The following is an 11,202-nucleotide window of genomic DNA, read 5'->3' on the forward strand; positions in this document are numbered from 1 at the left end:
TTGTCAGGCAGCCCTGTAGTGAGCGGGCTTGCCCCGCGCTGGGCGGCGAAGCAGCCCCAAATCCAGGCGCCGCGAAATACCTGAAGGCATGCGGTGATCCGGTTAGGGCCGCTTCGCTGCCCAGCGCGGGGCAAGCCCGCTCACTACAAGTCCTCAGTTCAGCTCACTTCACCCACTGCGCGGTAAGCCTCATCAATCGCTGCATGCGCATACGCACTCCACGCCGCGTCCGAGTTGGCGATGCTCACGTGCCCCACCGGCTTGCGCGCCAGGTTCATCCACGCTTCGCTTTCATCGGCGTCATCAAACAGACTGTTAGAGAAGCTCGCATACCCATGTGACCAGCGGTTGACAGTGATCGCCAGAATATCGGTCTCATGGTTGAACCCTCCCGGCCCCAGCATGCGCTGCAACTGATCACGCAACTGCGCTTCCAACTGTTCGAACGTCTGCCCATACAACTTGCCCCGCCCGGCACGGGCCTGGTCGCGGGCGTTCATGCCGCTGTTGGGACTGGTGGGCACGTAGACCATGTGCAAGCCAATCGGCTGCGTCGGGTCACGCGGGTGGTCGTAGCCGCCCATGCTCACCGGGTAGTCCAGCTTGATCCGGCTGTAAGGCTGGGTCGCCGCATAAATTTCATGCACGCCGAGTGTCTGGAACGACTGCCAGTTGCGGATCACCACCTTGGTGTACACCAGCGGGTACTTCACGTTCTGGCTCAGCGCGTGGGCTTGCGGCGCCGGTAAATCCTTCAACAGATACGGAATCATCATGTTGTAGCAGGCCAGGATGCAGCGTTTGCCGCGTACCTGTGCGAGTTGTCCGCCACGGCTGTAGCCGATGTGCACGCTATCGCCGACGTTACGCACGCTGACCGCCGTGCTGTTCAGGCGCAACCGCACGGCCGCCTTGGGCTGGTCGAGCTTGGCGTAGTCAAACGCCGCCAGCACGATATCGTCCATGGTGTGCCCCGGCGCCACACCTGGGATCAGGCTGCGCACCAGCAACCGCGCCACCGACGCATTGCCATCCGGGAAGTGGTAGATGTAGGGCTCTTCCATTTCCGCCGCCGCCTCTTCGCTGATCGGCGCCAGGTTCATCCCGGCAAAGCCCGGAAAACCCACGCTGTAGGCATCGGACGAGGCGACTGCATCGATGCTCAGGGCCATGAAGTCATTGGTACGGCTCTGGAAATACTTCACTGCACCTTCCGACAACCCTACGTTCTTGAGCAGGAAATCGCGGTAGCTGGTGGCCGCCAGGTAGTCGGCCTTTTCTTCGGCAGACTTGCCCGGCAGGTAGTCCTTGGGCGCCGTGTGCAGGGCGATCAGGGCCTGGCGGTCAGCCGGCGGCAATGGGAAGTCATTGATGAAATCGCTGATGGCCCGCGCATTCAGTTGGTCCGGCGCGATGTCATCGGCGACCATCGGCGTCGGGTCGCCGGTCACCAGTTTGTCTTCGCCGAAGTTTTCCTGGTCGAAAAACACCCCGCGCGACAGCCCAAGGCTTGGGTAGAACTGACGGTCAAAGGCGGTTTCGAAGCGCTTGATGTTTACCCCGAGTTTCTTCAACAGCCCGTTCACTTCCTTGCTGTACAGGTGGTTGGGCGACTGGAACGCCTCGCTGCCGCCGTAGCCGATGAGCATGCGGCCACCGGCCTGGAACTCATTGCGCTTGGCATGGCCGCCGAAGTCGTCGTGGTTTTCCAGGATCAGGATCTTCGCTTTGGGGTGCTTCTCACGGTAGAACCACGCCGCCGACAAACCGCTCAAGCCGCCGCCGACGACCACCAGGTCATAGTCCTCGGTGATCGGCAGCTTATCGGTGTCGAACACCTTCTTCTCCCAACCCATCTGGTGCGCCACTTCGAACGAGCCGACATGGCTGCCGCGCAAGCCGGTGAGGGCGGGTGGGTAGTAGCGGCCGTCGGGGGCGGCGTGCAGGATTTGCAGCGGGGTCATACCGGCGGCAATAGTGACAGCGACGCCGTTGAGGAAGTCGCGGCGGGTGATATCCATGGGGGAGAACCTGAATTTTATTGTTATGAGAGCGGCGTTGTCGGAGCGCATTGTTATGGCGAGGGAGCAAGCGCCCTCGCCACAGTAAGCTCGCTCCTCGTCAGTGCTTGAACATCACATGGCGAACGGTGGTGTAGTCCTCCAACCCGTACATGGACATATCCTTGCCATACCCCGACAGTTTCTGACCGCCGTGGGGCATTTCGCTGACGAGCATGAAGTGGGTGTTCACCCAGGTGCAGCCGTACTGCAGGCGCGCGGCCAAGCGATGGGCGCGTCCTACTTCGGCGGTCCACACGGATGACGCCAGGCCGTAGTCCGAATCATTGGCCCAGCCCAGCACCTGCGCTTCATCGGTGAACTTGGTCACCGATACCACCGGGCCGAACACCTCGCGGCGCACGATCTCGTCGTCCTGCTGAGCGTCGGCCAGCACGGTCGGTTCAAAGAAGTAGCCATTACCTTCCACCGCCTTGCCGCCGGTGACCAGGCGGATGTGCGGCTGTGCCACGGCGCGCTCGACAAACCCGGCGACACGGTCGCGATGTTGCGCGGTAATCAAAGGGCCCAACTCGGTGGCCGGATCATCCTGCAAGCCATATTTGATGCTGGCGACCGCTGCGCCGAGCTTCTCGACAAACGCATCGTAGATCGCCGCTTGCGCGTAAATCCGGCACGCAGCGGTGCAATCCTGGCCGGCGTTGTAGAAGCCGAAAGTGCGAATGCCTTCCACGGCCGCGTCGATATCCGCGTCGTTGAAGATGATCACCGGCGCCTTGCCGCCCAGTTCCATGTGCATGCGCTTCACGCTGTCGGCGGTGCTGGAGATGATATTCGCGCCGGTGGCGATGGAGCCGGTCAGTGACACCATGCGCACTTTAGGATGAGTCACCAGCGGGTTGCCCACTGTCGGCCCACGGCCGAACACCAGGTTGAGCACGCCGGCCGGGAAGATATCCGCCGCCAGTTCGACCATCCGCAGCGCGGTCAGCGGGGTTTGTTCCGACGGCTTGAGCACCACGGTATTACCGGCGGCCAGGGCCGGGGCGATTTTCCAGGCGACCATCATCAACGGGTAATTCCACGGTGCGATGGACGCGATCACGCCCACCGGGTCGCGGCGGATCATCGAGGTGTGGCCGGGCAAATATTCACCGCCCGCCGAACCGCTCATGCAACGGCTGGCGCCGGCAAAGAAGCGGAACACGTCGGCAATCGCCGGGATTTCATCATTGAGCGCGGCGCTGTAGGGCTTGCCGCAGTTGTCCGACTCCAGCTTGGCCAACTCTTCACCGTGGGCTTCGATCGCATCTGCCAATTTCAGCAGCAGCAGCGAGCGATCCTTGGGCGCGGTTTGCGACCAACCTTCGAACGCCGCATCGGCGGCGCGCACGGCGGCGTCGACCTGGGCTTCGCTGGCTTCCTTGATTTCTACCAGTACGCGGCCGAGGGCCGGGTTGAATACGGCTTGGGCCGGGCCTTCGCCTTCGATCAGTTGGCCGTTGATCAGTAATTTGGTTTGCATGGTTCAGCTCTCCACAAACTATTGTTATTTCCTTGAATAAACTGGCTCTAAATGTGGGAGGGGCTTGCCCCCTCCCTCATTTGAACCGTGTTCCTTCAATGGCAACGTTATTTACCGCCACTACCGGCCACGCTTTCACCGCCGCGCGTCAGGTAATAGGCACCGAGAATCGGGAACATCGTCACCAACATCACCAGCATCGCCACCACGTTGGTCACCGGCACATCCCGTGGGCGGCTTAACTGGTTGAGCAGCCACAGCGGCAAGGTGCGCTCGTGGCCGGCGGTGAAGGTGGTGACGATGATTTCGTCGAACGACAGCGCAAAGGCGAGCATGCCGCCGGCCAGCAGCGCCGAGCCCAGGTTGGGCATGATGATGTAGCGGAAGGTCTGCCAGCCGTCGGCGCCCAGGTCCATCGAAGCTTCGATCAGGCTGTGGGACGTGCGGCGCAAGCGCGCGATGACGTTGTTGTAGACGATCACCACGCAGAAGGTCGCGTGGCCGACGATGATGGTGAACATCCCCGGCTCGATGCCCAGTGTCTTGAAGGTCGCCAGCAGTGCGATACCGGTGATGATCCCCGGCAGAGCAATCGGCAGGATCAGCATCAACGACACGCCTTGCTTGCCGAAGAACTCGCGGCGATACAGCGCAGCCGAAGCCAGGGTGCCGAGCACCATGGCGATCAGGGTGGCGATGGCCGCAATCTGCAACGACAGCTTGATCGCTTCCAGCACGTCCGGCCGGGCGAAGGCCACGCTGAACCACTTCAGGGTGAAGCCCTGGGGCGGAAAGCTGAACGCGGCTTCTTCGGTGTTGAAGGCGTAGAGGAAGATGATCAGGATCGGGAAATGGAGAAAAACCAGTCCACCCCACGCTGCGATCTTCAGGCCCATAGACGATTTTTCAGAGTGCATCGAAGGCCCCCAGGCGTTTGACGATGGACAGGTAAACCGCGATCAGCACGATCGGCACCAGGGTGAACGCCGCGGCCATGGGCATATTGCCGATGGCGCCTTGCTGCGCGTACACCATGCCGCCGACGAAGTAACCCGGCGGGCCGACCAGTTGCGGCACGATGAAGTCGCCCAGGGTCAGCGAGAACGTGAAGATCGAACCGGCGGCAATCCCCGGCACCGACAGCGGCAGAATCACCTGCATAAAGGTCTGGCGTGGCTTGGCGCCCAAATCCGCCGAGGCTTGCAGCAACGAGGGCGGCAAGCGTTCCAGGGAGGCCTGGATCGGCAGGATCATGAACGGCAGCCAGATATAGACGAACACCATGAAGCGCCCCAGGTGCGAGGTGCTCAAGGTGCTGCCGCCCACGCCGGGAATGCCCAGCACGAACTGCAACACCGGCTCCAGCCCCAGGTGTTGCACGAACCACTGCGCCACGCCACCCTTGGCCAGCAGCAAGGTCCAGGCATAGGCCTTGACGATGTAGCTGGCCCACATCGGCATCATCACCGCGATATAGAAGAACGCCTTGGTCTTGCCCGTGGTGTAGCGCGCCATGTAGTAGGCGATGGGGAAGGCGACGATGGCGCTGGCGATCGACACCACAATCGCCATGCTCAAGGTGCGCACGATGATGTCGAAGTTTGACGGCTGGAACAGCGCGGCGAAGTTGGCCAGGGTCAGGTCCGGCGTGACCGCCATGGTGAAGTCGTCGAAGGTATAGAAACCTTGCCACAGCAGGGTCAGCAGCGAGCCGAGGTAGATGGCACCGAACCAGATCAGCGGCGGCACCAGCAGCATCGCCAGGTAGAGGTTGGGCTTGCGGTACAGCAGGTTGGAAAACCTGCGCATCGGCGGGTGGGAAAGGGCCAGGCTCATGTCACACCTCGCCTGCGCTGTCGGTCAGCGGGGTCATGGCTTCCCGCGCCCAACGGGCGGTGATGGACTGGCCGACCTGATGGCCGCTGCTGATGTCCAGCCACTGATTGTTGGCCTGGCTGATGTTCAACGCCTGGCCGTTCTCCAGCTTCAGTTCATAGCGGGTGGCGCTGCCCTGGTATTGAATATCGTGGAGCAGACCGCTGATTTCTACCTCGCCGGCGCCCAGCGGGCCGTCGGCAAAGCGCACGTGTTCCGGGCGGATCGAGAACGGCTGCGCGCTGCCGCTGAGGCGCTGGGCCAGCTCGCCGCGAATCACGTTGGAGGTGCCGACGAACTCGGCGACGAACGCGGTGGCCGGTTTCATGTAGAGGTTGCGCGGGGTGTCGACTTGCTCGATGCGACCTTTGTTGAACACCGCCACACGGTCGGACATCGACAGGGCTTCGGTCTGGTCGTGGGTCACGAAGATAAACGTGATGCCCAGCTGGCGCTGCAGCTTCTTGAGCTCGCTTTGCATCTGCTCGCGCAACTTGAGGTCAAGGGCGCCCAGTGGTTCATCCAGCAGCAATACCCGCGGGCGATTGACCAAGGCGCGAGCCAGGGCCACCCGTTGGCGTTGGCCGCCGGAGAGCTGCACCGGCTTGCGGTCGCCGTAGCCGCCGAGGGCGACCATGGCCAGGGCTTCCTCGGCACGGTTCAGGCGTTCGGCCTTGCCGACGCCCTTGACCTTGAGGCCGTAGGCGACGTTGTCGCGCACATTCATATGCGGGAACAGCGCGTAATCCTGGAACACGGTGTTTACGTCACGCTGATACGGCGGCAAGCCGGCGGCTTCCTCGCCATGAATGCGGATCGAGCCTGCGCTCGGCTGCTCGAACCCGGCGATCAGGCGCAGGCAGGTGGTCTTGCCTGAGCCGGAAGGGCCGAGCATGGAAAAGAACTCGCCGTCCTGGATATCGATGGAAACCCGGTCAACGGCTTTCACTTCGCCGAACTGACGGGAAACGTGGGTGAATTGGACTGCAAGCGTCATGGTGCGGTGCTCCGAAAAGGCGCGGGTCGTCGCAGCGGCCCGGCCTGGACTTCTGAAAAAACAAAACATCTATGAGTGCGGTCAATGTGGGAGGGGGGTTGCCCTCTCCCACAGGGGACCTAGGTCGTTTGGAAGGCCTTACCTGCCGCCCATGATCGCGATGTAATCCTGGGTCCAGCGGCTGTACGGCACGAACTTGCCGCCTTCAGCTTGCGGGGTTTTCCAGAAGGCGATTTTTTCGAACTGGTCGAAACCATTGGTCTTGCAACCCTCGGCGCCGAGCAGTTCACTTTCCTTGCAGGCCGCAGGCACGGCCGGCAACGAACCGAACCAGGCGGCGACATCGCCCTGGACCTTCGGCTGCAGCGACCAGTCCATCCACTTGTAGGCGCAGTTCGGGTGCTTGGCCTCGGTGTGCAACATCGTGGTGTCGGCCCAGCCGGTGGCGCCTTCCTTCGGAATCGTCGAAGCAATCGGCTGCTTCTCGTTCTGCAGGCCGTTGACCTGATACGGCCAAGCGCTGGAGGCCACCACGCCTTCGTTCTTGAAGTCACTCATTTGCACGGTGGTGTCGTGCCAGTAGCGGTGGATCAGCGGTTGCTGGGCGCGCAACAGATCGAGCACGGCCTTGTACTGGGTTTCGGTCAGTTCGTATGGGCTTTGAATGCCCAGTTCCGGCTTGGTCGACTTAAGGTACAGCGCCGCGTCGGCGATGTAGATCGGCCCGTCATACGCCTGCACGCGGCCTTTGTTCGGCTTGCCGTCCGGCAGGTTCTGCGCGTTGAACAGCACGTCCCAGCTGGTGGGCGCGGTCTTGAACACGTTGGTGTTGTACATCAACACGTTCGGGCCCCACTGGTACGGGGTGCCATAGGTTTGCTGACCGACCACGTACCACGGCGCATCCTTCAGGCGCGGGTCGATGTTCTTCCAGTTGGGGATCAGCGCGGTGTTGATCGGCTGCACGCGCTTGCCGACGATCAGGCGCAGCGATGCGTCGCCCGACGCGGTGACCAGGTCATACCCGCCCTTGGCCATCAGGCTGACCATTTCGTCCGAGGTGGCGGCGGTTTTCACATTCACCTTGCAGCCGGTTTCCTTCTCGAAACCGCTGACCCAGTCGTAGGCCTTGTCGCTTTCGCCACGTTCTATATAGCCGGGCCAAGCGACGATATCCAACTGGCCTTCACCCGCGCCAACGGCTTTGAGCGGTTCGGCGGCCTGGAGACTGACGCTGGCCAGCAACGCTGTGGTCAGGGCACTGAGCAGTGCGGTCTTGTGCGCAGACATGGGGGTTCCCTCTTCTTTAATTATGGTCGGGGCAGTTGTGTGCAACCGGTAACGCAAGAGCTTAGTTGTTGTTTTAAAGATGTTGGCCGTGGCGCGCCATGATGTGCCGTACCACGCTGTAGTCCTGCAGCGAATCGCTGGACAGGTCTTTCCCGTACCCCGAGCGCTTCAAGCCGCCGTGGGGCATTTCGCTGACCAGCATGAAATGGCTGTTGATCCAGGTGCAGCCGTATTGCAGGCGCGCGGCCACTTGCATGGCCTTGTCGAGGTTCTGGGTCCACACCGACGAGGCCAGGCCGTATTCGGAGTCGTTGGCCCAGTCCACCGCCTGTTCCAACTCGTCGAAGCGCGTCACCGTGACGACCGGGCCGAACACTTCGCGCTGCACGATTTCGTCGTTCTGTTTGCAGCCGGCGAGCAGGGTAGGTTGGTAATAGAAACCCGCACCGGAATGCACGGCGGCGCCGGTGATGCGTTCGATATGCGGCTGGCCGAGGGCACGTTCGACAAAACTGGCGACGCGGTCGCGCTGGCGCGTACTGATCAGCGGGCCGAGTTCGTTATCGGCATCGCGTTTGCCGGCAAAGCGCAGGCTGCTCACGGCCGCGCCCAGTTCGGCGACCAGTTTGTCGTGGATTCCGGCCTGGGCGTAGATGCGGCACGCGGCGGTGCAATCCTGGCCGGCGTTGTAGTAACCATAGGCGCGCACGCCCTCGACCACGGCTTGCAGGTCGGCATCGTTGCATACGATCACGGGGGCTTTGCCGCCGAGTTCCAAGTGCGTGCGTTTTAGGGTTTTGGCGGCGGCCTGCAGGATCTTCTGCCCGGTGACGATATCGCCGGTCAGCGACACCATGCGCACCTTGGGGTGGCTGACCAGATGGCTGCCAACACCTTCGCCGCCGCCACACAGAATGTTGATCACGCCGCGCGGCAGCAGATCTTTAAGCACCGGGGCGAGGGCCAGGATCGACAGCGGCGTGTGTTCCGACGGCTTGAACACCAAGGTATTACCGGCAGCCAGGGCCGGGGCGATCTTCCACGCGGCCATCATCAGCGGGTAATTCCACGGCGCGATGGAGGCCACCACACCAATCGGATCGCGGCGCACCATGCTGGTGTAGCCTGGCAGGTACTCGCCGCTCAGTTGCCCGGTCTGGCAGCGCACGGCCCCGGCGAAGAAGCGGAACACATCGACGGTGGCGCTCAAGTCATCCTGGCGCGCCAGGTGCAACGGCTTGCCGCAATTCAGTGATTCCAGGCGGGCCAGGTAGTCGGCTTGTTTTTCGATGGCGTCGGCGATGCCCAGCAGGATGTTCGAGCGTTGCTGCGGCGTGGTCCGTGACCAACCGGCAAAGGCGCGGTGGGCGGCGAGGATTGCGCTTTCGACCTGCTCGGTACTGGCTTCGGCGATCTGGGTGAGCACTTCACCGGTGGCCGGGTTGAGGATCGGCTCGGCAAAACCCTGGCCCTGGACCAGTTCGCCGTCGATCAGCAACGCAGTGAGCAGCGGGGTGGGCGCGCCGGACATTTTTCGCGATCTCTTTTCTTGTGTGGCCATGGGCGTTCTCTTACAAGGCGCCCGGCGTTCTCTTATGGATTAGCTGAGAGTAGAGGCCAGGCGCGAGGTCAACAAATACTAAATACTGAATGCAGCATTCGATTAAATAGATGGCTTGCGCGGATGCGGCTGTTCGCGGGCCACGGTCAGGAAGGGGTCGACCAGCGCCGGACGCGCGGTGCCACGGCGCCAGGCCAGGCCCACGTCGAGGGTCTGGCTGAGGTCGGCAATCGGCCGCGCTTCAATAATGTCGCCTTCCAGGGACCAGGGCCGGTAGGTCATGTCCGGCTGAATCGACACGCCGAGACCCGCCGCCACCAGGCTTCGCACCGCTTCGGTCGACGCGGTGCGCAAGGTCACCCGAGGTTGCAACCCGGCTCCAGCCCATAGGCGTTGGGCGTTGTGGCCCATTTCATCGACATTCAGCTGGATCAACGGCTCACGCGCCACATCGGCCAGGTTGATGCTGTCGTGTTCCAGCAATGGGTGTTGCGCCGGCAGCCACAAACGGTGGGGCGAGTGGGTCAACACTTCGGTCTGCAGCGCGTGGCGGTCCTCGAGATTGGAGAGGATCAGCACGCCAACGTCGATCTCGCCGCTGACCAGTAAATGCTCGATATACGGACGTTCGTCCTCCATCACGCGGATTTCCACGTTGGGGTAGGCGCGTTGGAAGCGCGTCAGCAGATCGGCCAGGTAATAACCGGCCACCAGGCTGGTCACGCCGATGATTAACTGGCCCGCCACTTGGTCGGTGCTCTGTTGCAGGCTGCGCTTGGCGTTATCGACGGTGGCGAGGATCAAGTGCGCCTGGCGCAGGAATTGATGGCCCTGGTGGGTGAGGGTCATGCCCTTGGCATGCCGGTTGAACAGGTTGACGCCGATTTCCTGTTCCAGTTGCTGGATGGCGAGGGTCAGTGTCGACTGGGAAATAAACGCGGTCTGCGCGGCGGCGGAGATCGAGCCGGTCTCGGCCACGGCGATAAAGTGCCGGATTTGACGCAAGGTCATCATGCTGGAATTACCAGTGAGGTGTTTTTATATATTCACTCGAGTGTATATCGGTTTTTGCGAAGGGCGCCCGCGTTACATCTGGAAGCAATCTAGATCGAGGCTTTTTGGCACTTAGTTTTACGCTGGGGGCCTATTGGTCCTATGAACCCAAGTGTCTGGAGGCTACGAATGAATACCCGTGGATTGCTCGATCAACTGCTCAAGTCTGGCCAGGACATGTTGCAAAACAAGGCTGGCGGCCAACGCAAGCAGGATGACAAAGGCGCTCTCGGCGGTTTGCTGGGCGGTGGCGGGCTGGGGAGTTTGCTCGGTGGAGCGGGTGGCGGCGCCCTGGCGGCCGGCGCCATGGGCTTGCTGATGGGCAACAAGAAGGCGCGCAAATTTGGCGGCAAGGCCCTGACTTACGGCGGCTTGGCGGCCTTGGGGGTGATTGCCTATAAAGCCTATGGCAACTGGCAGGCCAATCAAGCCAATGCGCCGCAGGGCGAACCGCAGACCATCGACCGCCTGCCACCGGCCCAGGTCGAGCAACACAGCCAGGGCATTCTCAAGGCGCTGGTCGCCGCCGCCAAGGCCGACGGCCATGTGGATGCGCGCGAACGCGAGCTGATCGAAGGCGAGTTCACCAAGCTGGATAACGACCGCGAGCTGCAAAGCTGGCTGCACGCGGAACTGAACAAGCCCCTGGACCCGGCCGATGTAGCACGGGCGGCCAGTACCCCGGAGATGGCGGCTGAGATGTACATCGCCAGTGTGATGCTGGTGGATGAGGAGAACTTTATGGAGAAAGCGTACCTGGATGAGCTGGCACGCCAACTGAAACTTGAGCCTGGTTTGAAGCAGGAGCTGGAAAAACAGGTGCGTCAGGCGACAGAGTGATGACCGTCCCCATGGCTGGGAACGATCAGGGTCGTGTTCT

Annotated in this window: 9 protein-coding genes; 1 reads left to right on the forward strand and 8 read right to left on the reverse strand. The window is 62.1% G+C overall.

The genetic code is table 11. From position 1 onward, the window contains the following. Nucleotides 1-158 precede the first annotated feature (158 nt). The 8 genes from AC3ZU9_RS23410 to AC3ZU9_RS23445 all read right to left on the reverse strand — a co-directional run bounded on the left by AC3ZU9_RS23410 (nt 159) and on the right by AC3ZU9_RS23445 (nt 10,283). Entirely contained in the window at nt 159-2,021 is a 1,863-nt protein-coding gene (locus tag AC3ZU9_RS23410; RefSeq protein WP_490091415.1) for a flavin monoamine oxidase family protein, read from the reverse strand. Nucleotides 2,022-2,121: 100 nt separating this feature from the next. Then, nucleotides 2,122-3,546 (reverse strand): gamma-aminobutyraldehyde dehydrogenase, encoded by a 1,425-nt coding sequence (locus tag AC3ZU9_RS23415; RefSeq protein WP_490091416.1) that lies wholly within the window; start codon nt 3,544-3,546, stop codon nt 2,122-2,124. 107 nt (nt 3,547-3,653) lie between these two features. Continuing rightward, a complete protein-coding gene (locus AC3ZU9_RS23420; RefSeq protein WP_012722540.1) occupies nt 3,654-4,463 on the reverse strand; it encodes an ABC transporter permease in 810 nt (269 codons plus the stop codon). Continuing rightward, on the reverse strand, nt 4,453-5,382 hold the full coding sequence (locus AC3ZU9_RS23425; protein WP_012722541.1) for an ABC transporter permease: 930 nt from the start codon (nt 5,380-5,382) through the stop codon (nt 4,453-4,455). The genes AC3ZU9_RS23420 and AC3ZU9_RS23425 overlap by 11 nt, the downstream gene beginning before the upstream one ends. 1 nt (nt 5,383) lies before the next feature. Further along, nucleotides 5,384-6,418 (reverse strand): ABC transporter ATP-binding protein, encoded by a 1,035-nt coding sequence (locus AC3ZU9_RS23430; RefSeq protein WP_012722542.1) that lies wholly within the window; start codon nt 6,416-6,418, stop codon nt 5,384-5,386. A 138-nt stretch (nt 6,419-6,556) separates the two neighbouring features. Then, nucleotides 6,557-7,708 (reverse strand): putative ABC transporter substrate-binding protein YdcS, encoded by a 1,152-nt coding sequence (ydcS, locus tag AC3ZU9_RS23435; RefSeq protein WP_102061729.1) that lies wholly within the window; start codon nt 7,706-7,708, stop codon nt 6,557-6,559. 73 nt (nt 7,709-7,781) lie between these two features. Further along, the gene (locus tag AC3ZU9_RS23440; protein WP_012722544.1) at nt 7,782-9,239 is read right to left on the reverse strand and encodes a gamma-aminobutyraldehyde dehydrogenase; all 1,458 of its coding nucleotides are present in this window, start codon (nt 9,237-9,239) and stop codon (nt 7,782-7,784) included. A 132-nt stretch (nt 9,240-9,371) separates the two neighbouring features. Next, nucleotides 9,372-10,283 carry a LysR family transcriptional regulator gene (locus tag AC3ZU9_RS23445; RefSeq protein WP_012722545.1) on the reverse strand — a complete coding sequence of 304 codons (912 nt, stop codon included), beginning with the start codon at nt 10,281-10,283 and terminating at the stop codon, nt 9,372-9,374. A 168-nt stretch (nt 10,284-10,451) separates the two neighbouring features. Between AC3ZU9_RS23445 and AC3ZU9_RS23450 the strand changes: the two genes are divergently transcribed. Then, a complete protein-coding gene (locus AC3ZU9_RS23450; protein ID WP_012722546.1) occupies nt 10,452-11,162 on the forward strand; it encodes a tellurite resistance TerB family protein in 711 nt (236 codons plus the stop codon). The last annotated feature ends 40 nt before the right edge of the window (nt 11,163-11,202 follow it).

It is taken from the genome of Pseudomonas sp. A39, assembly GCF_058145955.1.